Below are 23763 nucleotides of genomic sequence, written 5' to 3'. Positions count from 1 at the left end.
TAAACAACTCAAATGATTGACTTTTAAATTTTAAAGGTTTATACTGAAAGACGAAAACGGTAGGTGAGGCTACCATAGGGATACGGATGACTACCGCAAAGCAGTGGAGACACTACTCGTTGGTCAACAGTCCTGGTCGCGAAGGCCAAGACTAAGCTCATTTCATTGCCCTATGGAGTTAAAGCTTGAACGAAAAGCAGATAATTAGTTTTTTAATCCTGCCATTTTATGGTGGGATTTTCTACTGTTTAAAACAAAGAAAGGAGATAGACGATGCAAATTGACGACCATCCGGAACCGCACATACACAGCCAATCGCTGATTTGTGTCGTTCTGCCTTTATAAAGTGATTGGTCTCTGTGTATGAAACACATCATTCATACAGATAGGAGAAACCAATGAAAACAACAAAAGAAAGATTAGCAACAGCTATTCAAGTCCCTTTAGACGAGAGTCTAACTTTTTATCATACCAGTTTAAACGGTTTGATAGAGGAACAGGTCGAAAAAAATCGTGACCTCTATGGCGAAAATGTGATTACCAAAGGCCAAGAAGATTCGATTTTGAAAAAGATTTACGAATCGATTATCAATCCTTTTACAATCATCTTGCTGGTCATCGCCGTGATTTCCTTAGTGACCAATGTCTGGTTGGCAAAACCAGGTCAAGAAGATCCGACGACTTCCATTATCATCGTTGTCCTAGTCCTCATTTCTGGAGGCATTCGATTTGTCCAAGAACTCCGCAGTGATAAGGCAGCCACCAATCTTTCAAAAATGATTGTCAACACAGCGACTGTCATTCGTCAAGGAGAAATTCAAGAAGTACCTATTGATGACTTGGTAGTAGGTGACGTGGTTAAATTAAGCGCTGGAGACATGATTCCAGCAGATCTTCTTTTATTTGAGTCGCGCGATTTCTTTGTACAACAGTCTGGCTTGACAGGCGAAAGTGATTCTGTTGAAAAATTGGCCTTGACCAAGGCAACAGTTCAACAACCTGATAGTCTTCTCGAAGCCCAATCCTTGGCTTTTATGGGAACCAATGTTTTGTCTGGTAGTGCCAAGGCTGTGGTTTTGGCGGTTGGTGATGCTACCATGATGGGAGCCATTGAGCAGACTCTGAACACTTATGATGAGCCCACTTCGTTTGAACGAGAGATGAATAGTATTTCGTGGCTCTTGATTCGCTTGATGTTGGTCATGGTTCCCATCGTTTTCTTGTCCAATGGTTTAACAGATGGAGATTGGTTAGAAGCTGGTGTATTTGCCTTGAGTGTGGGTGTCGGGCTAACACCTGAGATGCTTCCTATGATCATCACGGCCAGTCTAGCAAAGGGCTCTATTATTATGGCCAAGGAAAAAGTAGTTATCAAAAAGCTCAATGCCATACAGGACTTAGGGGCGATTGATATCTTGTGTACAGATAAAACAGGAACTTTAACCCAAGATGAAATCGTTCTAGAATATCCCTTGGACATCCACGGGCGCTTGGATTTGACCGTCTTGAGACGGGCCTACCTCAATTCCTATTTTCAAACTGGTCTGAAAAATTTGATGGACAGAGCTATCATCAAGCGGACTGAAAAGGAAGCAAAAGAACACGCCCTCTTGCAAAATCTAGCTCAAACCTTTCAAAAAATAGATGAGCTTCCCTTTGATTTTGAACGTAGACGGATGAGTGTTATCGTTAAGGATGAACACGAAACGGTTAGTTTGGTAACTAAGGGAGCTCTTGAGGAAATGTTGATGATTTCCAGTCATGCGGAATATCATGGAATGATTACTCCCTTGACAGATGCTATTAGAGAAGAAATCTTAGCAGAAGTCAGACAGCTAAATCAACAAGGTTTGCGTGTCTTGGGAGTGGCCTATAAGTCAGGTTTGAGGGAAGGTCATGCCTATACAGTTGATGACGAAGGAGATATGATTCTAACTGGTTATTTAGCTTTCCTAGATCCTCCTAAACCATCTGCAGCACCAGCAATTAAGGCACTGTTAGAACATGGAGTTCAAACAAAGATTTTGACGGGAGACAATGAAAAAGTTACCCAAGCAGTCTGTGAAAAGGTTGGTTTGGATATCAATCAGATGCTGTTGGGGTCTGAAATTGATCAGATGAGTGATCAAGAATTGGCCCAAGCCGTAGAGGAGGTAACAGTCTTTGCCAAACTTTCTCCTGATCAAAAAGCAAGGATTATTTTGCAATTTAAGGCCAATGGTCATGCTGTTGGCTATATGGGAGATGGAATCAATGATGCTCCTTCTATGAAAGTTGCAGATGTGGGGATTTCTGTTGATACAGCAGTAGATATTGCTAAAGAAACAGCTGATGTTATCTTACTTGATAAGGATCTCATGGTGCTTGAAAAAGGACTTGTTGAAGGTCGTAAGGTCTATGCCAATATGACCAAATATATCAAGATGACAGTGAGTTCTAATTTTGGAAATATCTTATCCCTATTGGTCTCTGGAATCTTTTTACCATTTTTACCAATGGCACCAGTCCATTTGATTATCCTAAATCTAGTCTATGATTTGTCTTGTATTGCCTTGCCTTTTGACAAGGTGGATAAAGATTTTTTGAGAAATCCACATACCTGGGAAGCCAAGTCCATCACACGTTTCATGGTTTGGATGGGGCCTATTTCTTCTGCCTTTGATATTTTGACCTTCATTTTACTTTATTTTATCATTGTACCCATGACGACAGGTCATGCCTATGTTCATGGAGCAGATTCGGCCGTAGGCTTTATTGTCTTGTTTCAGACAGGTTGGTTTATCGAGTCTATGTGGTCACAAACTATGGTTATCCATATGTTGCGTTCAGCCAAAATTCCCTTTTTACAAAGTCGTCCAGCTTGGCTAGTCCTTGTGACAACCTTATTGGCTGCAGCCTTTGTGACCTTCCTTCCCTATAGTCCACTAGCTAGTCTTCTCCATCTAACTCCTTTAAAATCGATTTATTTCATCTTTTTACTTTTCATCATTATTTTGTATATGATTAGCGTGACAATTGTGAAAAAAATCTATATCAAAAAATATCAAGAATGGCTGTAAATTTCATTTTGTCAAGAAAAAAGTACGAAAATGACGAAAAAAGTTAAAAAAATTTAAAAATAGGTCGCAAGTCGGATGTTTTTTATGGTATAATAGACTAAACTGATAGTAACATATAGCGAAAGGGGTAGGTACATGATTAAAATTTATACAGTCTCAAGTTGTACTAGCTGTAAAAAAGCAAAAACCTGGCTCAATGCCCACCAGTTAAGTTATAAAGAACAAAACCTTGGTAAAGAAGGAATTACGAGAGAAGAATTACTGGATATTCTAACCAAAACAGATAACGGAATAGCCAGCATCGTTTCATCTAAAAATCGCTATGCCAAAGCCCTTGGAGTGGATATTGAAGATTTGAGTGTCAACGAAGTCCTCAATCTGATTATGGAAACACCGAGAATTTTAAAGAGCCCAATCCTTGTAGATGAAAAACGCCTGCAAGTTGGCTATAAGGAAGATGATATTCGTGCCTTCCTACCACGCTCTGTCCGTAATGTAGAAAATGCAGAAGCACGTTTGCGTGCAGCTCTATAAACATCAAGGCTGGGAGCAACTCCCAGTCTTATTTTAATTTCAAAAAGAAAGAAGAAAGAAATGAAAAAAATAGTTCTTGTTAGTCTGGCTTTCCTTTTTGTCCTGGTTGGTTGCGGACAGAAAAAAGAAACTGGACCAGCTACAAAAACAGAAAATGATACGCTTCAGTCGGCATTGCCAGTTATTGAAAATGCCGAGAAGAATACAGTTGTGACCAAGACTTTGGTCTTGCCAAAGTCAGATGATGGTAGCCAGCAAACCCAAACCATTACTTACAAAGACAAGACTTTTTTGAGCTTAAGCATTCAACAAAAGCGTCCAGTCTCTGATGAGTTGAAAACTTATATTGACCAACATGGAGTGGAAGAAACTCAAAAAGCTCTTCTCGAGGCAGAGGAGAAGGATGAGGCCATCATAGAAGCTCGTAAATTAGCAGGATTTAAGCTTGAAACTAAACTATTGAGTGCAACCGAACTTCAAACAACGACTAGTTTTGATTTTCAAGTTTTGGATGTCAAGAAGGCTTCTCAGTTAGAATATTTGAAGAACATTGGTTTAGAAAGTCTCTTGAAGAATGAACCAAGCAAATATATTTCAGACAGATTGGCAAATGGCGCGACAGAACAATAGAAAATCCAAATAAATAGACTACCTGAATTGTAGAACGTAAGGAATTATGCTATAATGGTACTATTCTAAGGAAAGAGGGTGTTAGAATGGGATTTACTGAAGAAACAGTACGTTTTAAATTGGACGATTCCAATAAAAAAGAAATTAGCGAAACTCTGACTGATGTTTATGCTTCGTTGAACGATAAGGGCTACAACCCAATCAACCAAATCGTAGGTTACGTATTGAGTGGAGACCCTGCCTACGTTCCTCGTTATAATAATGCACGAAATCAAATCCGTAAGTATGAGCGTGATGAAATCGTTGAGGAATTAGTCCGCTACTACCTTAAAGGACAAGGAGTCGATCTATAACCTATGAGAATTATGGGATTGGACGTCGGTTCAAAAACGGTAGGGGTGGCGATTAGCGATCCGCTTGGTTTTACAGCTCAAGGACTTGAAATCATCCAAATCAATGAGGAGCAAGGTCAATTTGGTTTTGACCGCGTTAAGGAGTTGGTTGATACTTACAAGGTGGAACGATTTGTAGTGGGCTTACCTAAAAATATGAACAATACAAGCGGACCGCGCGTGGAAGCTAGTCAGGCATACGGAGCAAAGTTAGAAGAGCTTTTTGATTTACCAGTAGACTATCAAGATGAACGCTTGACAACAGTTGCCGCAGAGCGCATGTTAATTGAGCAAGCAGATATTAGCCGTAACAAGCGCAAGAAAGTCATTGATAAGTTAGCAGCTCAGCTGATTTTACAAAATTATTTAGATAGAAAATTTTAATACAAAGGAGAGGCTATGTCACACGATCATAACCACGACCACGAAGAACGTGAATTAATCACACTAGTAGATGAGCAAGGAAACGAAACCTTGTTTGAAATCCTTTTGACGATTGATGGAAAAGAAGAATTTGGTAAAAACTATGTTCTTCTAGTACCAGTTAACGCAGAAGAAGACGAAGACGGACAAGTTGAAATCCAAGCTTACTCATTCATCGAAAACGAAGATGGAACAGAAGGCGAATTGCAACCAATCCCAGAAGACTCGGAAGACGAATGGAACATGATTGAAGAAGTCTTCAACAGCTTTATGGAGGAGTAAAAACATCCAGTGGATGTTTTTAGCCCAGCTCTTTGTAACAAGAGAGAGCTGGTAAGTCCGGGGGATGTTTTTACCCCAAGTTAATATTCATAGTAGCTAGTTATTAGCTAACCAGGTGAGAGGTCGGGACGAAAATCCTGGCCTCGTTTTTGTTAGTTATGAGACTTTATTGAGGCAGTTGATTGAACCTGTAATTAAGGAGATGTATATGTTTGAAGTAGAAGAATGGCTCCATAGTCGGATTGGTTTGAATTTTCGATCAGGCTTGGGCCGAATGCAACAAGCGGTGGATTTGTTGGGGAATCCCGAGAAGTCTTATCCTATTATCCACGTAACAGGAACTAATGGAAAAGGATCTACCATTGCTTTTATGAGGGAGTTATTTATGGGGCATGGCAAAAAAGTTGCGACTTTCACCTCCCCTCATATCGTCTCTATCAATGATCGAATCTGCATTAACGGGCAACCAATAGCTGATGCAGACTTCATCCGTTTGGCTAATAAGGTCAAGGAGATGGAGAAAACGCTCCTGCAAACCCATGACCAGTTGTCTTTTTTTGAATTGCTGACCTTGATTGCTTTTCTTTATTTTAGAGAGCAAGCGGTGGATTTGCTTTTACTAGAAGTGGGAATTGGTGGTTTACTAGACACGACCAATGTGGTAACTGGAGAGATTGCTGTCATCACTTCCATCGGACTTGATCATCAGGAGACTCTGGGTGACAGTATAGCAGCAATCGCAGAGCAGAAAGCTGGCATTTTTAAGGCTGGTAAAAAGGCAGTGATTGCGAAATTGCCTCCAGAAGCTAGACTTGTCTGTCAGAAAAAAGCCGAATCTTTAGCTGTTGACCTTTATCAGGCAGGTCAGGATTTTTCAATGCTGAATGGGGATTTTTCAAGCTCTTTGGCTAACCTTTCACAGTTGAAAATAGGTTTAGAAGGAACTTATCAGCAGGAAAATGCTGCCTTGGCGCTACAAACGTTTCTTCTCTTTATGAGAGAAGGAAAGGAAGCTGTTGATGAGCAGGTTGTAAGACAGGCTTTGGAGAAGACCCATTGGGCTGGCCGTTTGGAGCGTATTCGTCCTCAGATTTACTTGGACGGTGCTCATAACCTCCCTGCCTTGATTTGCCTGGTGGAGTTTGTCAAAGAAAAAGAGCAGGGAGGTTATCGTCCTCAAATCCTCTTTGGAGCCTTGAAACGGAAGGATTATCAAGGGATGTTGGCTTATCTGACTGAAAATTTACCTCAGGTGGAACTCAAGGTGACTGGTTTTGACTATCAAGGTTCTCTGGACGAGACAGATGTAACAGGTTACCATGCAATTCCCTCTTACCGAGAATTTATCAGCAGTTTTGAAGAAAGAGCCGATACCAAGGACCTGTTATTCATTACAGGGTCTCTCTATTTTATCTCAGAAGTACGGGGCTACCTGCTGGACCATGAGCAGATAAATTAACCACCTTTTTTAAACTTGTTATACTAGGGGAATTGCTGGTTAGAGAAAATTTCTCTAAATTGGTAGCAGAAAGGAAATTCATCATGAAATTAAAAAGATTCACACTTTCTTTTGCTTCTTTAGCAAGTCTTAGTCTCTTAGTAGCTTGTTCACAAAGAACTCAACAAGTTCAACAACCAGTAGCTCAATCGCAAACTCAACAAACTCAACAATCACAAGCAACAGCTTCATCTTCTACAGAAAATAGCAACCAGGCAGCAACAAGTTCTTCACAAAATGCGCCTGAGGCTCAACCAACTAATATTGATGGAACTTATACTGGTCAGGACGAAGGAGACCGTATCACTTTAGTGGTGACTGGAACAACTGGTACCTGGACTCAGGTAGGAACTGACGGGGAACAAGAAATCAAACAGGTTAGTTTCGACGTTGCTAATCAACGCATGATTATTGGTGATGATGTCAAGATTTATGCAATCAATGGCAATCAGATGATTATCGACGATATGGATAGAGAAGCATCTGATCGCATTGTTTTATCAAAATAGACTAGAAGGAGACTGGATTTTTCGGTCTCTTTTGCTTTTGCTCAGAAAAATGATTATAAATACTTGCCTTCTACCGAATAACTGAGTTATACTAGTATTAATTACCTGTTTTTAGCATTCAAACTATCAAGGAGGGGATATGAAATATAGAAAATTTCAATTATTGATGTCCAAGTATGGCTTTAGTCTTTCGATTATGCTACTTGAACTTTTTCTTGTTTTTGGTCTCTTTCTCTATTTAGGGCGTATGGCCCCTATTCTATGGGTAATTGTCTTAATTTTTATGAGTATGGCGACTATTGTCGCAATTGTCAATCGTTCAATGACACCTGATAGTAAAGTGATGTGGTTAGTGGTGACTTTTGTTCCTGTCATTGGCCCCTTGCTCTATCTGATGTTTGGTGAAAGACGATTATCCAAAAAAGAAATCAAGCAGTTGGACAAACTTGGTTCTATGCATTTTCGGGAGGATAACAGTAAAGCTCTCCGCCAGAAATTGAAGGAAGATGATAAGGCGGCTTACGGAGTTATCAAATCTTTGTTAAGTATGGATAGTAACGCCGATGTCTATGATCGAACAGACTCACAATTCTTTTCTTCGGGTGAAAGGATGTGGCAATATATGTTGGAAGACCTCAAGAAAGCTGAAAAGTTTATCTTTCTAGAGTACTATATTGTCGAAGAAGGTTTGATGTGGAATAGCATACTAGACATACTAGAGCAAAAGGCAGCTCAGGGGGTAGAGGTCAAGATGCTCTATGATGATATCGGCTGTATGGCGACTTTACCTGGAGACTATACTATTCAGCTTCGTAGTCGAGGAATTGAAGCCCATAAGTTTAACAAGGTGATTCCTCGTTTGACGGTGGCTTACAACAATCGGGACCATCGTAAAATCCTTGTCATAGATGGTCAGGTAGCTTATACAGGAGGCATTAACTTAGCCGATGAGTACATCAATCATGTAGAACGTTTTGGCTATTGGAAGGATAGTGGGATTCGCATAGATGGCCCTGGTGTCAAGGCTCTAACCCGTCTTTTTTTGATGACTTGGTACATCAATCGTGGGGAAATCAGCGATTTTGACCAGTATCACCTGGAAAATCAGCCTTGTTCTGGCCAAGGGCTCTGCATTCCTTACGGTAGTGGACCCAAGCCCATCTTCCGTACTCAAGTAGGGAAAAAAGTTTATCAAAGTTTGATTAATCAGGCTACTGATTCAGTCTATATCACAACACCCTATTTGATTATTGACTATGATTTAACTGAGAGTATTAAAAATGCAGCCATGAGGGGTGTTGATGTCCGCATCGTGACTCCTTTCATTCCGGATAAAAAATTGATCCAACTCATCACAAGAGGGGCCTATCCGGATCTTTTGTCAGCAGGAGTCAGGATTTTTGAGTATAGTCCAGGCTTTATCCATAGTAAACAAATTTTAGTGGATAAGGATTTTGCTGCAGTTGGAACCATTAACTTAGATTATAGAAGTTTGCTTCACCACTATGAAAATGCAGTCTTGCTATATAAAACAGAATCAATTGCTGAGATTCAAAAAGATTTTCGGGAGATTTTTTCATCATCGCAAGAAATTTTCCCTCATACGATAAAAAATAGCTGGTATCAAAAATTGATTAAGGAAATTGCCCAGTTATTCGCCCCTATCTTATAAGAAATCTAGGACTGAGGACACAAACCAGTCCTCTTTTTCTTGCTTTTTACGAATAGAAAGATATAGGGAGGGACGATGCTGACTCAGAAAGAATTGGATTATATCATGTCATTTAAACAGACGCATTTACACCGATTTCGGGAAATTGAAACCTTTGTGAAACTATGCAAAAAATCGCTCAAACAGCCATCGCAAGCTGACAATTTTAGGTCTTTTTGATATACTAAGACAGATAAATTGAATAGGAGAAACGACATGGCTGTATATGGCAGAATCGAAGAAGTATCCGAAATGATACAGAGTGATGGAATAGAAAATAGACTGGATAGGAACCTTGAGTTTCATGCAGAAAAAGAAGAACAGGTAGCTTTCCCGTTTTTCAGACTCATCATTGGAAGTACGATTGCAACGGTTTTTTCTGTGGTGATACCTTTACTTTTAGATATGGTAAGTCCTTCTCAGGCTCAGGATTTGTATATAGGGTGGGCTTTACATCAGGGAGGACAGCTCTACAGTAGCTATTATGCTAGTCACGGTCTTCTTTATTACTTGCTACTTTATATTACCCAAGGAGGCATCCTTTTTGCCTTGGTAGAATGGCTAGCTCTCTTAGGAGGAGGTTATTTCCTCTTTTCTTCAACTGACTATCTGACGGGACAAAGGGAACAAGCCAAGCAACTCCTAACCATATTTTATATTTTGGTATCTGGTCTCGGTTTTGGCGGAGGCTACGCTACTATTTTAGCTTTGCCATTTCTGTTTGCAGGATTTTCGTTCATAGCAACTTATCTATCAACTCCTAACCATGACAAGGGGTTTCTACGTCTGGGGATTTTCTTGGCCCTATCATTTTTCATAGAGCCTCTTACAAGTCTTCTCTTTATTGCAGTAGTAACGATCGGTTTATTTGTCTTTAATGTTGGGCATGGTCGCCTTGCTCATGGAGTTTATCAGTTTTTTGCAGCAGCACTTGGCTTTTCTCTCATTTTTTACCCACTAGGCTACTATGTCCTTGCTTCAGGTGGTTTTGGAGGAACTATAGGAAGTCTTTTGTATCCGATTGATTCCCTTCAGGTCTTTACCAATCCTCAACTAATGGATAATGTTCTATTCTATGGCTTGTTGACCTTTGGGTTGGGAACTCTTTTCCTTGTTTTTCTAGGCTTGTTTCAATCAAAAGCATCAAGATTATATGTTATTTCGGTACCAGCTAGTTTTGCTTTCTTATTTGTACTAGCTTTGTTGCTTTTTTCTCAAGAACCTCTTCACGGTTCGCGTTTGATTCTAATCCTTCCATTTTTACTCCTTCTTTTGATGACTAGTATTCGTGGGAAACATTCAGCTAGAGGAGATCGTCGTCGGAGAAGAGAAGAAGCTCCTACTTTATGGAAAAAATTTATGAAGGGGAATCTCTACTTACCTATCCTAGTGGTGGTTTATCTGATTGCAATTCCTTTTGTGGCTCGTTTTGTTTTGCATCCAGCTTCTTATAGAGAACAACATCAAGTAGTAGATAGAGCCAAACAAGAGACGAGTGATGGTGACCAAATCTATATTTGGGATTCTCATGTTCAAATGTATAAAGAAAGCCAGCGTTTGGCTGGATCCATGTTCCCATCACCTCTTCTTTATACGAATACAGAAGAAAATAAAACTACCTTGATTCATGACTTGAAAGAAAACCAACCTAAGGTGATTGTGGTAAACGACAAGGTGGCTCTCTGGTCTGAAGTGGAAACAATTTTGAAAGAAAATTACCAACCAGTAAAGACTGACTACTCAGAGTTTAAAGTCTATAAAATTAAATAACTAAATCAATATCTTGTGTATTTTTAAAAATTTTAGGATTTTTAACACAAGATATTGATTTTTCTTTTTAGAGTGGTATAATACTTTTTAGAAAGAACATTTTAGAAACGAGCATGTATATGATTGCACTAGAAGAAAAAATTACAATTTTGCCAACTCTCTTCGTTGAAAAACGAGATGGGAGACGTGTTATATTTGATGTGGATAAGATTGACAAGGCTCTCCACAAGGCGGCAGATAAGGTTATGGATGTGACACCCTTAGTCGAAAAACGCCTCAATGCTCTGACTGAGCGAATTGTCACAGAAATTCAAAGTCGCTTTCCACAGGGGGTTAAGATTTACGAAATTCAAAATATCGTAGAACATGAACTCCTTGAAGCCAAAGAATATGCGCTAGCTGAGGAGTATATTACTTATCGGACACAGAGGGATTTCGAGCGCTCAAAAGCGACAGATATTAACTTTAGTATCCATAAACTTCTCAACAAAGATCAGGCAGTTGTCAATGAAAATGCTAATAAAGACAGCGATGTCTTTAACACCCAGCGTGATTTGACAGCAGGAATTGTTGGAAAGTCAATCGGACTGCAAATGCTTCCTAAGCACGTAGCCAATGCCCACCAAAAAGGGGATATCCACTATCACGATTTGGACTACAGTCCTTATACCCCTATGACCAACTGCTGTTTGATTGATTTTAAAGGTATGTTGGAAAATGGTTTTAAGATTGGAAATGCAGAGGTAGAAAGTCCCAAGTCTATCCAGACTGCGACAGCTCAGATTTCCCAAATCATTGCCAACGTTGCTTCAAGTCAGTACGGGGGATGTTCAGCTGACCGTATCGATGAAGTCTTGGCACCTTACGCAGAGAAGAATTATCAAAAACACCTCAAAGATGCAGAAGAGTGGGTTTTGCCTGAAAAACGGGAAGATTACGCTTGGAAGAAAACTCAAAAAGACATCTACGATGCCATGCAATCTCTCGAGTATGAAATCAATACTCTCTTCACTTCAAATGGACAAACACCTTTTACTTCACTAGGTTTTGGTCTAGGAACCAATCGTTTTGAGCGTGAAATTCAAAAGGCAATTTTAAACATTCGCATCAAGGGTCTTGGTTCGGAGCATCGTACGGCTATCTTTCCTAAACTCATCTTTACGCTAAAAAGAGGACTCAATTTAGAGGAAGGAACTCCAAACTACGACATCAAGCAGTTGGCTCTAGAGTGTGCAACCAAGCGGATGTATCCAGACGTCTTGTCTTATGATAAGATTGTTGACTTAACAGGATCCTTCAAGGTGCCTATGGGATGCCGTTCGTTCCTCCAAGGATGGAAGGATGAAAATGGTGTCGAGGTCAATTCAGGTCGGATGAATCTAGGTGTTGTGACAGTTAATCTGCCTCGTATCGCTCTTGAGTCTGAGGGCGACATGAATAAGTTCTGGGAAATATTCAACGAGCGAATGAACATTGCGGAAGATGCTCTGGTTTATCGTGTCGAACGAACCAAGGAAGCAACACCAGCAAATGCTCCTATCCTGTATCAATACGGTGCTTTTGGTCATCGTCTAGGTAAAGAAGAAAGTGTTGACCAGCTCTTTAAGAATCGTCGTGCGACAGTTTCACTAGGCTATATCGGTTTGTACGAAGTGGCAACTGTCTTCTTTGGAAATAGCTGGGAAAGTAATCCAGATGCTAAGGAATTCACGCTAGACATCATTCGCGATATGAAACGCCGTGTAGAAGAGTGGTCAGATCAATATGGCTATCATTTCTCTATCTACTCAACACCATCTGAAAGTTTGACAGATCGTTTCTGCCGACTAGATACAGAGAAGTTTGGTTCTATTCCTGATATTACAGATAAGGAATACTACACCAACTCTTTCCACTACGATGTTCGTAAAAATCCAACACCGTTTGAAAAATTAGACTTTGAGAAAGTCTATCCGGAAGCAGGTGCGTCAGGTGGTTTCATCCATTATTGTGAGTATCCAGTCCTTCAGCAAAATCCAAAGGCCTTGGAAGCTGTTTGGGATTATGCCTATGACCGTGTGGGCTATCTTGGGACCAATACTCCAATAGACCGTTGCTACAAGTGTGACTTTGAAGGGGATTTTGAACCAACTGAGAGAGGATTTGCTTGTCCAAACTGTGGAAATAGCGACCCTAAAACAGTAGACGTTGTTAAACGGACTTGTGGCTATTTAGGCAATCCTCAAGCGCGTCCGATGGTTAATGGACGTCACAAGGAAATCGCAGCGCGTGTCAAACATATGAATGGTTCAACGATTAAAATAGCTGGGCATCAAGTAACAAATTAGAAAGAAGTGAAATGGGAAAATATCAATTAGACGATAAGGGGCGCGCACAAGTGACCCGTTATCACGAGAAACACTCTAAAGGTGGAGCTGGTAAGAAAGAACGTTTGCTCAACCTCAGAGAACAATTTTTAAACAAGAACAAGAAAAAATAAAAGTGAGAGTCAACTCTCGCTTTTCTCTTAGTGGGAGGTAAGAATGGAACTACGAAGACCAATATTAGCAGATAAAGTAACAGTTTTAGAGATGATGGCAGAGTTTGAAAAATATCAGTCGCCTCACGACGGTGGTTTCTGGGATACAGAGAACTTTGTGTATGAAGAATGGTTGGAAATAAATATGCAAAAAGAGATGGGGATAAACTTGCCTGAAAATCGTGTTCCTTCTATTCAATTTGTATCATTTGATGATGTAGGTCGTGCTCTAGGATTTTTGAATCTGCGATTGAGACTGAATGAGGGGTTATTGAATTATGCTGGCCACATTGGCTACTCCATTCGTCCATCAGAAAGAGGCAAGGGTTATGCTAAGGAAACTCTCCGTCAGGGCTTGCAAGTTGCTAAGGAAAAGAACATCAAGAGAACTCTTGTGACCTGTAGTGTGAATAATCCTGCTAGTAGAGCAGTCATTCTAGCAAATGGTGGAATATTTGAGGATGCTCGTAATGGAGTCGAGCGTTATTGGATAGAGGTAGCGAATGAATAATCCAAAACCACAAGAATGGAAAAGCGAGGAACTTAGTCAAGGTCGTATCATTGACTACAAGGCCTTTAACTTTGTAGATGGAGAAGGCGTGCGGAATTCCCTCTATGTATCAGGTTGTATGTTTCACTGCGAGGGATGTTATAATATTGCGACTTGGTCTTTCAATGCAGGAATTCCCTACACAGCAGAATTAGAAGAGCAGATCATGGCAGATCTTGCTCAACCCTATGTTCAAGGCTTGACCTTGCTGGGAGGGGAGCCCTTTCTCAATACGGGAATTCTCTTGCCTCTGGTTAAACGTATCCGGAAGGAATTGCCAGATAAGGATATCTGGTCATGGACTGGCTACACTTGGGAAGAAATGATGTTGGAGACACAAGATAAACTGGAACTCTTATCACTGATTGACATTCTGGTTGATGGCCGATACGATCGAACTAAGAGAAATCTCATGCTCCAGTTTCGAGGTTCTTCCAATCAACGAATTATCGATGTGCAAAAATCCCTCAAAAGTGGACAAGTAGTGATTTGGGATAAGCTTAATGACGGAAAAGAAAGCTATGAACAGGTGAAGAGAGAGTAACTTTCTTCCATAAAATACTTAAATAAATGACCTGTCAAAAAAGAAAACATTTTCATGTTAAAAATTTTAAAAAACAGCAACAAATCCCTTGCAATCGCAGGGGCTTTGTGTTATTCTATTATGGTGCTGTAAATTACAGCCTTAGCTTTGATGCAAGAGGTTGCGACACGCTCGGTTGCATTGCCACGCAACACCGCGTCGGTTTTCTTGTGGAGCTAGCCTATTATCTTAAATAGACGAAAAGGAGAAAAAGATGGCAAACAAAAAAATCCGTATCCGTTTGAAAGCTTACGAACACCGTACGCTTGACACAGCGGCTGCAAAAATCGTAGAATCAGCTACTCGTACAGGTGCACAAGTTGCGGGTCCAATCCCACTTCCAACTGAACGTAGCCTCTACACAATCATTCGTGCGACTCACAAATATAAAGACTCTCGCGAACAATTTGAAATGCGTACACACAAACGTTTGATCGATATCGTTAACCCAACTCAAAAAACAGTTGATGCTTTGATGAAATTGGATCTTCCAAGTGGTGTAAACGTAGAAATCAAACTTTAATCTAAAGCTTGATACCTTGAGCATAAAAAACGCTCGTTAAAAACTTTTTGAATAAAAAATATAGAAAAGGAACTATTTTCTCATGACAAAAGGAATCTTAGGGAAAAAAGTGGGAATGACTCAAATCTTCACTGAAGCTGGCGAATTGATCCCTGTAACAGTTATTGAAGCAACTCCAAACGTTGTTCTTCAAGTTAAAACTGTTGAAACAGACGGATACAACGCTATCCAAGTTGGTTTCGATGACAAACGCGAAGTATTGAGCAACAAACCTGCTAAAGGACATGTAGCGAAAGCTAACACGGCTCCTAAGCGCTTCATTCGTGAATTCAAAAACGTTGAAGGCTTGGAAGTTGGTGCTGAAATTACAGTTGAAACATTCGCAGCTGGAGACGTTGTTGACGTAACTGGTACTTCTAAAGGTAAAGGTTTCCAAGGTGTTATCAAGCGCCACGGACAATCACGTGGACCAATGGCTCACGGTTCTCGTTACCACCGTCGTCCAGGTTCTATGGGACCTGTTGCACCTAACCGCGTATTCAAAGGTAAAAACCTTGCAGGACGTATGGGTGGTGACCGCGTAACAATTCAAAACCTTGAAGTTGTACAAGTTGTTCCAGAAAAGAACGTTATCCTTATCAAAGGTAACGTACCAGGTGCTAAGAAATCTCTTATCACTATCAAGTCAGCAGTTAAAGCTGGTAAATAATAAGGAAAGGGGAATACAGTCAAAATGGCAAATGTAACATTATTCGACCAAACTGGTAAACAAGCGGGCGAAGTTGTTCTTAACGATGCAATCTTTGGTATCGAACCAAACCAATCTGTTGTGTTTGATGTGATCATCAGCCAACGTGCTAGCCTTCGTCAAGGAACTCACGCAGTTAAAAACCGCTCAGCTGTTTCAGGTGGCGGACGCAAACCATGGCGTCAAAAAGGAACTGGGCGTGCTCGTCAAGGTTCTATCCGCTCTCCACAATGGCGTGGTGGTGGAATCGTCTTCGGACCAACTCCACGTAGCTATGCGTACAAACTTCCTCAAAAAGTTCGTCGCCTTGCGCTTAAATCTGTTTACTCAGAAAAAGTTGCTGAAAATAAATTTGTAGCCGTTGATTCTCTTGAATTTACAGCTCCAAAAACTGCTGAATTTGCAAAAGTTCTTGCAGCTTTGAGCATCGATTCTAAAGTCCTTGTTATTCTTGAAGAAGGAAACGAATTCGCAGCTCTCTCAGCTCGTAACCTTCCAAACGTGAAAGTTGCGACTGCTACAACTGCAAGTGTTCTTGACATCGCAAATAGTGACAAACTTCTTGTTACTCAAGCAGCTATCTCTAAAATCGAGGAGGTTCTTGCATAATGAATTTGTATGATGTTATCAAAAAACCTGTAATCACTGAAAGCTCAATGGCTCAACTTGAAGCAGGAAAATACGTATTTGAAGTTGACACTCGTGCACACAAACTTTTGATCAAGCAAGCTGTTGAAGCTGCTTTCGAAGGTGTTAAAGTTGCTAATGTTAACACAATTAACGTAAAACCAAAAGCTAAACGTGTTGGACGTTACACTGGTTTTACTAACAAAACTAAAAAAGCTATCATCACACTTACAGCTGATTCTAAAGCAATCGAGTTGTTTGCTGCTGAAGCTGAATAATCTAAGGAGGAAATATCGTGGGAATTCGTGTTTATAAACCAACAACAAACGGTCGCCGTAATATGACTTCTTTGGATTTCGCTGAAATCACAACAAGCACTCCTGAAAAATCATTGCTTGTTGCATTGAAGAGCAAGGCTGGTCGTAACAACAACGGTCGTATCACAGTTCGTCACCAAGGTGGTGGACACAAACGTTTCTACCGTTTGGTTGACTTCAAACGTAACAAAGACAACGTTGAAGCAGTTGTTAAAACAATCGAGTACGATCCAAACCGTTCTGCAAACATCGCTCTTGTACACTACACTGACGGTGTGAAAGCATACATCATCGCTCCAAAAGGTCTTGAAGTAGGTCAACGTATTGTTTCAGGTCCAGAAGCAGATATCAAAGTCGGAAACGCACTTCCACTTGCTAACATCCCAGTTGGTACTTTGATCCACAACATCGAGTTGAAACCAGGTCGTGGTGGTGAATTGGTACGTGCTGCTGGTGCATCTGCTCAAGTATTGGGTTCTGAAGGTAAATACGTTCTTGTTCGTCTTCAATCAGGTGAAGTTCGTATGATTCTTGGAACTTGCCGTGCTACAGTTGGTGTTGTCGGAAACGAACAACATGGACTTGTAAACCTTGGTAAAGCAGGACGTAGTCGTTGGAAAGGTATCCGCCCAACAGTTCGTGGTTCTGTAATGAACCCTAACGATCACCCACACGGTGGTGGTGAAGGTAAAGCACCAGTTGGTCGTAAAGCACCATCTACTCCATGGGGCAAACCTGCTCTTGGTCTTAAAACTCGTAACAAGAAAGCGAAATCTGACAAACTTATCGTTCGTCGTCGCAACGAGAAATAATATTAAACTAGTCGCTTAAGCAACTAGTAAATCCGCCAGCTCGGTAGCGCTCCTTGTGAGCGCAAGCCGCTGTGGTACAACATTTAAAGGAGAAAATATAAAAATGGGACGCAGTCTTAAAAAAGGACCTTTCGTCGATGAGCATTTGATGAAAAAAGTTGAAGCTCAAGCTAACGACGAAAAGAAAAAAGTTATTAAAACTTGGTCACGTCGTTCAACGATCTTCCCAAGTTTCATTGGTTACACTATTGCAGTTTATGACGGACGTAAACACGTACCTGTTTACATCCAAGAAGACATGGTAGGTCACAAACTTGGTGAATTTGCACCAACTCGCACTTACAAAGGTCACGCTGCAGACGACAAGAAAACACGTAGAAAATAAGGAGAACATAAATGGCAGAAATTACTTCAGCTAAAGCAATGGCTCGTACAGTACGTGTTTCACCTCGTAAATCACGTCTTGTTCTTGATAACATCCGTGGTAAAAGCGTAGCCGATGCAATCGCAATCTTGACATTCACTCCAAACAAAGCTGCTGAAATCATCTTGAAAGTTTTGAACTCAGCTGTAGCTAACGCTGAAAACAACTTTGGTTTGGATAAAGCTAACTTGGTAGTATCTGAAGCATTCGCAAACGAAGGACCAACTATGAAACGTTTCCGTCCACGTGCGAAAGGTTCAGCTTCACCAATCAACAAACGTACAGCTCACATCACTGTAGCTGTTGCAGAAAAATAAGGAGGTAAAATCGTGGGTCAAAAAGTACATCCAATTGGTATGCGTGTCGGCATCATCCGTGATTGGGATGCCAAATGGTATGCTGAAAAAGAATACGCGGATTACCTTCATGAAGATCTTGCAATCCGTAAATTCGTTCAAAAAGAACTTGCTGACGCAGCAGTTTCAACTATCGAAATCGAACGCGCAGTAAACAAAGTTAACGTTTCACTTCACACTGCTAAACCAGGTATGGTTATCGGTAAAGGTGGTGCTAACGTTGATGCACTCCGTGCAAAACTTAACAAATTGACTGGAAAACAAGTACACATCAACATCATCGAAATCAAACAACCTGATTTGGATGCTCACCTTGTAGGTGAAGGAATTGCTCGTCAATTGGAGCAACGTGTTGCTTTCCGTCGTGCACAAAAACAAGCAATCCAACGTGCAATGCGTGCTGGAGCTAAAGGAATCAAAACTCAAGTATCAGGTCGTTTGAACGGTGCAGATATCGCCCGTGCTGAAGGATACTCTGAAGGAACTGTTCCACTTCACACACTTCGTGCAGATATCGATTACGCTTGGGAAGAAGCAGATACTACATACGGTAAACTTGGTGTTAAAGTATGGATCTACCGTGGTGAAGTTCTTCCAGCTCGCAAAAACACTAAAGGAGGTAAATAACCAATGTTAGTACCTAAACGTGTTAAACACCGTCGTGAATTCCGTGGAAAAATGCGCGGTGAAGCAAAAGGTGGAAAAGAAGTAGCATTCGGTGAATACGGTCTTCAAGCTACAACTAGCCACTGGATCACTAACCGCCAAATCGAAGCTGCTCGTATCGCCATGACTCGTTACATGAAACGTGGTGGTAAAGTTTGGATTAAAATCTTCCCACACAAATCATACACTGCTAAAGCTATCGGTGTGCGTATGGGATCTGGTAAAGGGGCACCTGAAGGTTGGGTAGCACCAGTTAAACGTGGTAAAGTGATGTTCGAAATCGCTGGTGTATCTGAAGAGATCGCTCGCGAAGCGCTTCGTCTTGCTAGCCACAAATTGCCAGTTAAATGTAAATTCGTAAAACGTGAAGCAGAATAAGGAGAAGGCATGAAACTTAATGAAGTAAAAGAATTTGTTAAAGAACTTCGTGGTCTTTCTCAAGAAGAACTCGCGAAGCGCGAAAACGAATTGAAAAAAGAATTGTTTGAACTTCGTTTCCAAGCTGCTACTGGTCAATTGGAACAAACAGCTCGCTTGAAAGAAGTTAAAAAACAAATCGCTCGTATCAAAACAGTTCAATCTGAAGCGAAATAATAGACTAGGGAAGGAGAAATTTCAATGGAACGCAATAATCGTAAAGTTCTTGTTGGACGTGTTGTATCTGACAAAATGGACAAGACAATCACAGTTGTAGTTGAAACAAAACGTAACCACCCAGTCTATGGTAAACGTATTAACTACTCTAAAAAATACAAAGCTCATGATGAAAACAATGTTGCCAAAGAAGGCGATATCGTACGTATCATGGAAACTCGTCCGCTTTCAGCTACAAAACGTTTCCGTCTTGTAGAAGTTGTTGAAGAAGCGGTCATCATCTAATCAAACCTGAAAGGAGAAAACTGAAATGATTCAAACAGAAACTCGTTTGAAAGTCGCAGACAACAGCGGTGCTCGCGAAATCTTGACTATCAAAGTTCTTGGTGGTTCAGGACGTAAATTTGCAAACATCGGTGATGTTATCGTGGCATCTGTAAAACAAGCTACTCCTGGTGGTGCGGTTAAAAAAGGTGACGTTGTTAAAGCAGTTATCGTTCGTACTAAATCAGGTGCTCGTCGAGCTGATGGTTCATACATCAAATTTGACGAAAACGCAGCAGTTATCATCCGTGAAGACAAAACTCCTCGCGGAACACGTATCTTTGGCCCAGTTGCACGTGAATTGCGTGAAGGTGGCTTCATGAAGATCGTGTCACTTGCTCCAGAAGTACTTTAATTTTTAGAAACAAACTAGTCCCCTAGCTTGAAGCTAGGGTGCCCTTATGGGCGTAAGAAAAATCAAGGAGAAACCTAATGTTTGTAAAAAAAGGCGACAAAGTTCGCGTAATCGCTGGTAAAGATAAGGGAACAGAAGCTGTTGTCCTTACTGCCCTTCCAAAAGTAAACAAAGTTATCGTTGAAGGTGTTAACATCGTTAAGAAACACCAACGTCCAACTAACGAGCTTCCTCAAGGTGGTATCATCGAGAAAGAAGCAGCTATCCACGTATCAAACGTTCAAGTTTTGGACAAAAATGGTGTAGCTGGTCGTGTTGGTTACAAATTTGTAGACGGTAAAAAAGTTCGCTACAACAAAAAATCAGGCGAAGTGCTTGATTAATCACGAAGGAAAGGAGAAGTATAATGGCAAATCGTTTAAAAGAAAAATATCTTAATGAAGTAGTTCCTGCTTTGACAGAACAATTCAACTACTCATCAGTGATGGCTGTGCCTAAAGTAGATAAGATCGTTTTGAACATGGGTGTTGGTGAAGCTGTATCAAACGCTAAAAGCCTTGAAAAAGCTGCTGAAGAATTGGCACTTATCTCAGGTCAAAAACCACTTATCACTAAAGCTAAAAAATCAATCGCCGGCTTCCGTCTTCGTGAAGGTGTTGCGATCGGTGCAAAAGTTACCCTTCGTGGTGAACGTATGTACGAATTCTTGGATAAATTGGTTTCAGTTTCACTTCCACGTGTACGTGACTTCCACGGTGTTCCAACAAAATCATTTGACGGACGCGGAAACTACACACTTGGTGTGAAAGAACAATTGATCTTCCCAGAAATCAACTTCGATGACGTTGACAAAACTCGTGGTCTTGACATCGTTATCGTAACAACTGCTAACACTGACGAAGAGTCACGTGCATTGCTTACAGGCCTTGGAATGCCTTTTGCAAAATAATATAGGAGGTAAATCTAATGGCTAAAAAATCAATGATTGCTAAGAACAAACGTCCAGCGAAGTTCTCTACTCAAGCTTATACTCGTTGTGAAAAATGTGGTCGTCCACATTCAGTTTACCGCAAATTTAAACTTTGCCGTGTTTGCTTCCGTGAATTAGCTTACAAAGGACAAATCCCTGGTGTAACAAAAGCATCTTGGTAATTTAAGATATCAAGGGCGTCAAAACTCCAAGTGAAAATAGGAAACTTGACGAAGAAACTGAAGTTTCTAGGAAAGTTTATCTTTTTCACACAGAGTTTAGCCCGGGTTCAGTTGGATTTGCCAATTTGAACACGAGCTACAGCTTTGGCAAAAAAGACCAATTTGCTTTGGAGCATCGCTCCTGCATCAAATTGCCTATTTTTGCTCGTGCTGTTACGCTCTTTGTATCATGTATTAACTAGCAAGTGCAACTTGCAAACTACTAGTAAGAGGAGAAAAACAAAATGGTTATGACTGACCCAATCGCAGACTTCCTAACTCGTATTCGTAACGCTAACCAAGCTAAACACGAAGTACTTGAAGTACCTGCATCAAACATCAAAAAAGGGATTGCTGAAATCCTTAAACGCGAAGGTTTTGTAAAAAACGTTGAAATCATCGAAGATGACAAACAAGGCATCATCCGTGTATTCCTTAAATACGGACCAAACGGTGAAAAAGTTATCACTAACTTGAAACGTGTTTCTAAACCAGGACTTCGTGTCTACAAAAAACGTGAAGACCTTCCAAAAGTTCTTAACGGACTTGGAATTGCTATCCTTTCAACTTCTGAAGGTTTGCTTACTGATAAAGAAGCACGCCAAAAGAATGTTGGTGGAGAAGTTATCGCTTACGTTTGGTAATTGATGATGTGAGAGCGTTAAAAGAATGCAGTGAAAATAGGAAGTTTGTAGCAGGAGCGATGCTTCAAGACAAACTTATCTTTTTCACCAAATTCTTAGCTCGAACTCAAATCAAGATACAAAGCTCGTTAGAGCGTGTTCAGTTCAGCTCTTGAACTAAATAAGTATCTGAACCCCGTGAAAACTGGCCGTCTTGGCCTGACAATTTAACAGGAGAAAATAAACATGTCACGTATTGGTAATAAAGTTATCGTGTTGCCTGCTGGTGTTGAACTCACTAACAATGACAACGTTATAACTGTAAAAGGACCTAAAGGAGAACTTACTCGTGAGTTCTCAAAAGATATTGAAATCCGTGTGGAAGGTACTGAAGTAACTCTTCACCGTCCAAACGATTCAAAAGAAATGAAAACTATCCACGGAACTACTCGTGCCCTTTTGAACAACATGGTTGTTGGTGTATCAGAAGGATTCAAGAAAGAACTTGAAATGCGCGGGGTTGGTTACCGTGCACAACTTCAAGGATCTAAACTTGTTTTGGCTGTTGGTAAATCTCATCCAGACGAAGTTGAAGCTCCAGAAGGAATTACTTTTGAACTTCCAAACCCAACAACAATCGTTGTTAGCGGAATTTCAAAAGAAGTAGTTGGTCAAACAGCTGCTTACGTACGTAGCCTTCGTTCACCAGAGCCATATAAAGGTAAAGGTATCCGTTACGTTGGTGAATTCGTTCGCCGTAAAGAAGGTAAAACAGGTAAATAATGTTGAGTGGTTGATCATCAACCACCAACCTATTTTCCAACTTTGTGCATAGCACACGATTTAAAACTAAAGAGGTGAAAACTGTGATTTCAAAACCAGATAAAAACAAACTCCGCCAAAAACGCCACCGTCGCGTTCGCGGAAAACTCTCTGGAACTGCTGATCGCCCACGTTTGAACGTATTCCGTTCTAATACAGGCATCTACGCTCAAGTGATTGATGACGTAGCGGGTGTAACGCTCGCAAGTGCTTCAACTCTTGACAAAGAAGTTTCAAAAGGAACTAAAACTGAACAAGCCGTTGCTGTCGGTAAACTCGTTGCAGAACGTGCAAACGCTAAAGGTATTTCAGAAGTGGTGTTCGACCGCGGTGGATATCTATATCACGGACGTGTGAAAGCTTTGGCTGATGCAGCTCGTGAAAACGGATTGAAATTCTAATAGGAGGACACTAGAAAATGGCATTTAAAGACAATGCAGTTGAATTAGAAGAACGCGTAGTTGCTGTCAACCGTGTTACAAAAGTTGTTAAAGGTGGACGTCGTCTTCGTTTCGCAGCTCTTGTTGTTGTTGGTGACCACAACGGTCGCGTAGGATTTGGTACTGGTAAAGCTCAAGAAGTTCCAGAAGCAATCCGTAAAGCAGTAGATGATGCTAAGAAAAACTTGATCGAAGTTCCTATGGTTGGAACAACAATCCCACACGAAGTTCTTTCAGAATTCGGTGGAGCTAAAGTATTGTTGAAACCTGCTGTAGAAGGTTCTGGAGTTGCCGCTGGTGGTGCAGTTCGTGCCGTTGTGGAATTGGCAGGTGTGGCAGATATTACATCTAAATCACTTGGTTCTAACACTCCAATCAACATTGTTCGTGCAACTGTTGAAGGTTTGAAACAATTAAAACGCGCTGAAGAAGTTGCTGCCCTTCGTGGTATTTCAGTTTCTGATTTGGCATAAGAAAGGGGA

General features: G+C 40.7%; 33 protein-coding genes and 1 riboswitch. All 33 genes read left to right on the top strand.

Features of this window, described 5'->3' with window-relative positions; genetic code table 11:
- The first annotated feature begins 48 nt into the window (after positions 1 to 48).
- Positions 49 to 206, top strand: a riboswitch (M-box (ykoK) riboswitch).
- Positions 207 to 398: 192 nt separating this feature from the next.
- The 33 genes from mgtA to rpsE all read left to right on the top strand — a co-directional run bounded on the left by mgtA (position 399) and on the right by rpsE (position 23754).
- On the top strand, positions 399 to 3059 hold the full coding sequence (gene mgtA, locus CBI42_RS03530; RefSeq protein ID WP_094753263.1) for a magnesium-translocating P-type ATPase: 2661 nt from the start codon (positions 399 to 401) through the stop codon (positions 3057 to 3059).
- Between the two features lie 135 nt (positions 3060 to 3194).
- Complete coding sequence (gene spx / locus CBI42_RS03525) at positions 3195 to 3593, top strand: transcriptional regulator Spx (RefSeq protein WP_000591165.1); 399 nt, start codon at positions 3195 to 3197, stop codon at positions 3591 to 3593.
- A gap of 60 nt (positions 3594 to 3653) precedes the next feature.
- Positions 3654 to 4223: an SP0191 family lipoprotein gene (locus tag CBI42_RS03520; RefSeq protein ID WP_084888291.1), complete on the top strand. Its 570-nt coding sequence runs from the start codon at positions 3654 to 3656 to the stop codon at positions 4221 to 4223.
- Positions 4224 to 4309: 86 nt separating this feature from the next.
- Complete coding sequence (locus CBI42_RS03515) at positions 4310 to 4576, top strand: IreB family regulatory phosphoprotein (RefSeq protein ID WP_000507059.1); 267 nt, start codon at positions 4310 to 4312, stop codon at positions 4574 to 4576.
- 3 nt (positions 4577 to 4579) lie between these two features.
- On the top strand, positions 4580 to 4999 hold the full coding sequence (ruvX, locus tag CBI42_RS03510; protein ID WP_033628869.1) for a Holliday junction resolvase RuvX: 420 nt from the start codon (positions 4580 to 4582) through the stop codon (positions 4997 to 4999).
- 15 nt (positions 5000 to 5014) lie between these two features.
- Positions 5015 to 5320: a DUF1292 domain-containing protein gene (locus CBI42_RS03505; RefSeq protein ID WP_000017620.1), complete on the top strand. Its 306-nt coding sequence runs from the start codon at positions 5015 to 5017 to the stop codon at positions 5318 to 5320.
- Positions 5321 to 5528: 208 nt separating this feature from the next.
- Positions 5529 to 6779 (top strand): folylpolyglutamate synthase/dihydrofolate synthase family protein, encoded by a 1251-nt coding sequence (locus CBI42_RS03500; protein WP_045612371.1) that lies wholly within the window; start codon positions 5529 to 5531, stop codon positions 6777 to 6779.
- A gap of 83 nt (positions 6780 to 6862) precedes the next feature.
- Positions 6863 to 7327 (top strand): SP_0198 family lipoprotein, encoded by a 465-nt coding sequence (locus CBI42_RS03495; RefSeq protein WP_045612370.1) that lies wholly within the window; start codon positions 6863 to 6865, stop codon positions 7325 to 7327.
- 139 nt (positions 7328 to 7466) lie between these two features.
- Positions 7467 to 8999 carry a cardiolipin synthase gene (gene cls / locus CBI42_RS03490; protein ID WP_094753262.1) on the top strand — a complete coding sequence of 511 codons (1533 nt, stop codon included), beginning with the start codon at positions 7467 to 7469 and terminating at the stop codon, positions 8997 to 8999.
- Positions 9000 to 9254: 255 nt separating this feature from the next.
- A complete protein-coding gene (locus tag CBI42_RS03480; protein ID WP_094753261.1) occupies positions 9255 to 10808 on the top strand; it encodes a damage-inducible protein CinA in 1554 nt (517 codons plus the stop codon).
- Between the two features lie 119 nt (positions 10809 to 10927).
- Positions 10928 to 13135, top strand: coding sequence for an anaerobic ribonucleoside-triphosphate reductase (gene nrdD / locus CBI42_RS03475; protein WP_179211358.1), 2208 nt, complete (start codon positions 10928 to 10930; stop codon positions 13133 to 13135).
- 11 nt (positions 13136 to 13146) lie between these two features.
- Positions 13147 to 13287, top strand: coding sequence for a hypothetical protein (locus CBI42_RS03470; protein WP_000521618.1), 141 nt, complete (start codon positions 13147 to 13149; stop codon positions 13285 to 13287).
- Positions 13288 to 13330: 43 nt separating this feature from the next.
- A complete protein-coding gene (locus CBI42_RS03465) occupies positions 13331 to 13837 on the top strand; it encodes a GNAT family N-acetyltransferase (protein WP_094753259.1) in 507 nt (168 codons plus the stop codon).
- Positions 13830 to 14420: an anaerobic ribonucleoside-triphosphate reductase activating protein gene (gene nrdG / locus CBI42_RS03460; protein ID WP_094753258.1), complete on the top strand. Its 591-nt coding sequence runs from the start codon at positions 13830 to 13832 to the stop codon at positions 14418 to 14420. The genes CBI42_RS03465 and nrdG overlap by 8 nt, the downstream gene beginning before the upstream one ends.
- A gap of 253 nt (positions 14421 to 14673) precedes the next feature.
- Positions 14674 to 14982: a 30S ribosomal protein S10 gene (gene rpsJ / locus CBI42_RS03455; protein WP_001284513.1), complete on the top strand. Its 309-nt coding sequence runs from the start codon at positions 14674 to 14676 to the stop codon at positions 14980 to 14982.
- Between the two features lie 82 nt (positions 14983 to 15064).
- Positions 15065 to 15691 (top strand): 50S ribosomal protein L3, encoded by a 627-nt coding sequence (gene rplC / locus CBI42_RS03450; RefSeq protein WP_000160197.1) that lies wholly within the window; start codon positions 15065 to 15067, stop codon positions 15689 to 15691.
- A 24-nt stretch (positions 15692 to 15715) separates the two neighbouring features.
- Positions 15716 to 16339, top strand: coding sequence for a 50S ribosomal protein L4 (rplD, locus tag CBI42_RS03445; RefSeq protein ID WP_000024549.1), 624 nt, complete (start codon positions 15716 to 15718; stop codon positions 16337 to 16339).
- On the top strand, positions 16339 to 16635 hold the full coding sequence (locus CBI42_RS03440) for a 50S ribosomal protein L23 (protein WP_001055347.1): 297 nt from the start codon (positions 16339 to 16341) through the stop codon (positions 16633 to 16635). The genes rplD and CBI42_RS03440 overlap by 1 nt, the downstream gene beginning before the upstream one ends.
- 17 nt (positions 16636 to 16652) lie before the next feature.
- Positions 16653 to 17486 (top strand): 50S ribosomal protein L2, encoded by an 834-nt coding sequence (gene rplB, locus CBI42_RS03435; RefSeq protein WP_000512911.1) that lies wholly within the window; start codon positions 16653 to 16655, stop codon positions 17484 to 17486.
- A gap of 103 nt (positions 17487 to 17589) precedes the next feature.
- On the top strand, positions 17590 to 17871 hold the full coding sequence (rpsS, locus tag CBI42_RS03430) for a 30S ribosomal protein S19 (protein WP_000533766.1): 282 nt from the start codon (positions 17590 to 17592) through the stop codon (positions 17869 to 17871).
- 11 nt (positions 17872 to 17882) lie between these two features.
- On the top strand, positions 17883 to 18227 hold the full coding sequence (gene rplV / locus CBI42_RS03425; RefSeq protein WP_000818137.1) for a 50S ribosomal protein L22: 345 nt from the start codon (positions 17883 to 17885) through the stop codon (positions 18225 to 18227).
- 12 nt (positions 18228 to 18239) lie between these two features.
- Positions 18240 to 18893 (top strand): 30S ribosomal protein S3, encoded by a 654-nt coding sequence (rpsC, locus tag CBI42_RS03420; RefSeq protein WP_000529936.1) that lies wholly within the window; start codon positions 18240 to 18242, stop codon positions 18891 to 18893.
- Between the two features lie 3 nt (positions 18894 to 18896).
- Complete coding sequence (rplP, locus tag CBI42_RS03415; RefSeq protein WP_000960946.1) at positions 18897 to 19310, top strand: 50S ribosomal protein L16; 414 nt, start codon at positions 18897 to 18899, stop codon at positions 19308 to 19310.
- Positions 19311 to 19319: 9 nt separating this feature from the next.
- On the top strand, positions 19320 to 19526 hold the full coding sequence (gene rpmC / locus CBI42_RS03410; RefSeq protein WP_000772918.1) for a 50S ribosomal protein L29: 207 nt from the start codon (positions 19320 to 19322) through the stop codon (positions 19524 to 19526).
- Between the two features lie 24 nt (positions 19527 to 19550).
- Positions 19551 to 19811, top strand: a complete 261-nt coding sequence (gene rpsQ / locus CBI42_RS03405) for a 30S ribosomal protein S17 (protein WP_000440801.1) — start codon at positions 19551 to 19553, stop codon at positions 19809 to 19811.
- A gap of 25 nt (positions 19812 to 19836) precedes the next feature.
- Positions 19837 to 20205: a 50S ribosomal protein L14 gene (gene rplN / locus CBI42_RS03400; RefSeq protein WP_000616545.1), complete on the top strand. Its 369-nt coding sequence runs from the start codon at positions 19837 to 19839 to the stop codon at positions 20203 to 20205.
- A 77-nt stretch (positions 20206 to 20282) separates the two neighbouring features.
- Positions 20283 to 20588: a 50S ribosomal protein L24 gene (gene rplX / locus CBI42_RS03395; RefSeq protein ID WP_000497691.1), complete on the top strand. Its 306-nt coding sequence runs from the start codon at positions 20283 to 20285 to the stop codon at positions 20586 to 20588.
- Positions 20589 to 20611: 23 nt separating this feature from the next.
- Positions 20612 to 21154 carry a 50S ribosomal protein L5 gene (gene rplE, locus CBI42_RS03390; RefSeq protein WP_000013542.1) on the top strand — a complete coding sequence of 181 codons (543 nt, stop codon included), beginning with the start codon at positions 20612 to 20614 and terminating at the stop codon, positions 21152 to 21154.
- A gap of 17 nt (positions 21155 to 21171) precedes the next feature.
- Complete coding sequence (locus CBI42_RS03385; RefSeq protein WP_001085697.1) at positions 21172 to 21357, top strand: type Z 30S ribosomal protein S14; 186 nt, start codon at positions 21172 to 21174, stop codon at positions 21355 to 21357.
- 284 nt (positions 21358 to 21641) lie between these two features.
- A complete protein-coding gene (rpsH, locus tag CBI42_RS03380) occupies positions 21642 to 22040 on the top strand; it encodes a 30S ribosomal protein S8 (protein ID WP_000245504.1) in 399 nt (132 codons plus the stop codon).
- Positions 22041 to 22265: 225 nt separating this feature from the next.
- The gene (gene rplF, locus CBI42_RS03375) at positions 22266 to 22802 is read left to right on the top strand and encodes a 50S ribosomal protein L6 (protein WP_094753257.1); all 537 of its coding nucleotides are present in this window, start codon (positions 22266 to 22268) and stop codon (positions 22800 to 22802) included.
- 83 nt (positions 22803 to 22885) lie between these two features.
- Entirely contained in the window at positions 22886 to 23242 is a 357-nt protein-coding gene (rplR, locus tag CBI42_RS03370) for a 50S ribosomal protein L18 (protein WP_000624044.1), read from the top strand.
- A gap of 17 nt (positions 23243 to 23259) precedes the next feature.
- Positions 23260 to 23754 carry a 30S ribosomal protein S5 gene (gene rpsE / locus CBI42_RS03365; protein WP_000874202.1) on the top strand — a complete coding sequence of 165 codons (495 nt, stop codon included), beginning with the start codon at positions 23260 to 23262 and terminating at the stop codon, positions 23752 to 23754.
- Positions 23755 to 23763 lie beyond the last annotated feature (9 nt).

It is taken from the genome of Streptococcus sp. KR, from assembly GCF_002238115.1.
Taxonomy (GTDB): Bacteria; Bacillota; Bacilli; order Lactobacillales; family Streptococcaceae; genus Streptococcus.
The sequence above is the reverse complement of the archived record's forward strand: the minus strand, read 5'-3'. Positions and strand labels throughout refer to the sequence as shown.

Bases quoted from the DNA above. Each gene is read 5' to 3' on its own strand.
- mgtA (WP_094753263.1), top strand. From the start codon at position 399: ATGAAAACAACAAAAGAAAGATTAGCAACAGCTATTCAAGTCCCTTTA.
- spx (WP_000591165.1), top strand. From the start codon at position 3,195: ATGATTAAAATTTATACAGTCTCAAGTTGTACTAGCTGTAAAAAAGCA.
- CBI42_RS03520 (WP_084888291.1), top strand. From the start codon at position 3,654: ATGAAAAAAATAGTTCTTGTTAGTCTGGCTTTCCTTTTTGTCCTGGTT.
- CBI42_RS03515 (WP_000507059.1), top strand. From the start codon at position 4,310: ATGGGATTTACTGAAGAAACAGTACGTTTTAAATTGGACGATTCCAAT.
- ruvX (WP_033628869.1), top strand. From the start codon at position 4,580: ATGAGAATTATGGGATTGGACGTCGGTTCAAAAACGGTAGGGGTGGCG.
- CBI42_RS03505 (WP_000017620.1), top strand. From the start codon at position 5,015: ATGTCACACGATCATAACCACGACCACGAAGAACGTGAATTAATCACA.
- CBI42_RS03500 (WP_045612371.1), top strand. From the start codon at position 5,529: ATGTTTGAAGTAGAAGAATGGCTCCATAGTCGGATTGGTTTGAATTTT.
- CBI42_RS03495 (WP_045612370.1), top strand. From the start codon at position 6,863: ATGAAATTAAAAAGATTCACACTTTCTTTTGCTTCTTTAGCAAGTCTT.
- cls (WP_094753262.1), top strand. From the start codon at position 7,467: ATGAAATATAGAAAATTTCAATTATTGATGTCCAAGTATGGCTTTAGT.
- CBI42_RS03480 (WP_094753261.1), top strand. From the start codon at position 9,255: ATGGCTGTATATGGCAGAATCGAAGAAGTATCCGAAATGATACAGAGT.
- nrdD (WP_179211358.1), top strand. From the start codon at position 10,928: ATGATTGCACTAGAAGAAAAAATTACAATTTTGCCAACTCTCTTCGTT.
- CBI42_RS03470 (WP_000521618.1), top strand. From the start codon at position 13,147: ATGGGAAAATATCAATTAGACGATAAGGGGCGCGCACAAGTGACCCGT.
- CBI42_RS03465 (WP_094753259.1), top strand. From the start codon at position 13,331: ATGGAACTACGAAGACCAATATTAGCAGATAAAGTAACAGTTTTAGAG.
- nrdG (WP_094753258.1), top strand. From the start codon at position 13,830: ATGAATAATCCAAAACCACAAGAATGGAAAAGCGAGGAACTTAGTCAA.
- rpsJ (WP_001284513.1), top strand. From the start codon at position 14,674: ATGGCAAACAAAAAAATCCGTATCCGTTTGAAAGCTTACGAACACCGT.
- rplC (WP_000160197.1), top strand. From the start codon at position 15,065: ATGACAAAAGGAATCTTAGGGAAAAAAGTGGGAATGACTCAAATCTTC.
- rplD (WP_000024549.1), top strand. From the start codon at position 15,716: ATGGCAAATGTAACATTATTCGACCAAACTGGTAAACAAGCGGGCGAA.
- CBI42_RS03440 (WP_001055347.1), top strand. From the start codon at position 16,339: ATGAATTTGTATGATGTTATCAAAAAACCTGTAATCACTGAAAGCTCA.
- rpsS (WP_000533766.1), top strand. From the start codon at position 17,590: ATGGGACGCAGTCTTAAAAAAGGACCTTTCGTCGATGAGCATTTGATG.
- rplV (WP_000818137.1), top strand. From the start codon at position 17,883: ATGGCAGAAATTACTTCAGCTAAAGCAATGGCTCGTACAGTACGTGTT.
- rplP (WP_000960946.1), top strand. From the start codon at position 18,897: ATGTTAGTACCTAAACGTGTTAAACACCGTCGTGAATTCCGTGGAAAA.
- rpmC (WP_000772918.1), top strand. From the start codon at position 19,320: ATGAAACTTAATGAAGTAAAAGAATTTGTTAAAGAACTTCGTGGTCTT.
- rpsQ (WP_000440801.1), top strand. From the start codon at position 19,551: ATGGAACGCAATAATCGTAAAGTTCTTGTTGGACGTGTTGTATCTGAC.
- rplN (WP_000616545.1), top strand. From the start codon at position 19,837: ATGATTCAAACAGAAACTCGTTTGAAAGTCGCAGACAACAGCGGTGCT.
- rplX (WP_000497691.1), top strand. From the start codon at position 20,283: ATGTTTGTAAAAAAAGGCGACAAAGTTCGCGTAATCGCTGGTAAAGAT.
- rplE (WP_000013542.1), top strand. From the start codon at position 20,612: ATGGCAAATCGTTTAAAAGAAAAATATCTTAATGAAGTAGTTCCTGCT.
- CBI42_RS03385 (WP_001085697.1), top strand. From the start codon at position 21,172: ATGGCTAAAAAATCAATGATTGCTAAGAACAAACGTCCAGCGAAGTTC.
- rpsH (WP_000245504.1), top strand. From the start codon at position 21,642: ATGGTTATGACTGACCCAATCGCAGACTTCCTAACTCGTATTCGTAAC.
- rplF (WP_094753257.1), top strand. From the start codon at position 22,266: ATGTCACGTATTGGTAATAAAGTTATCGTGTTGCCTGCTGGTGTTGAA.
- rpsE (WP_000874202.1), top strand. From the start codon at position 23,260: ATGGCATTTAAAGACAATGCAGTTGAATTAGAAGAACGCGTAGTTGCT.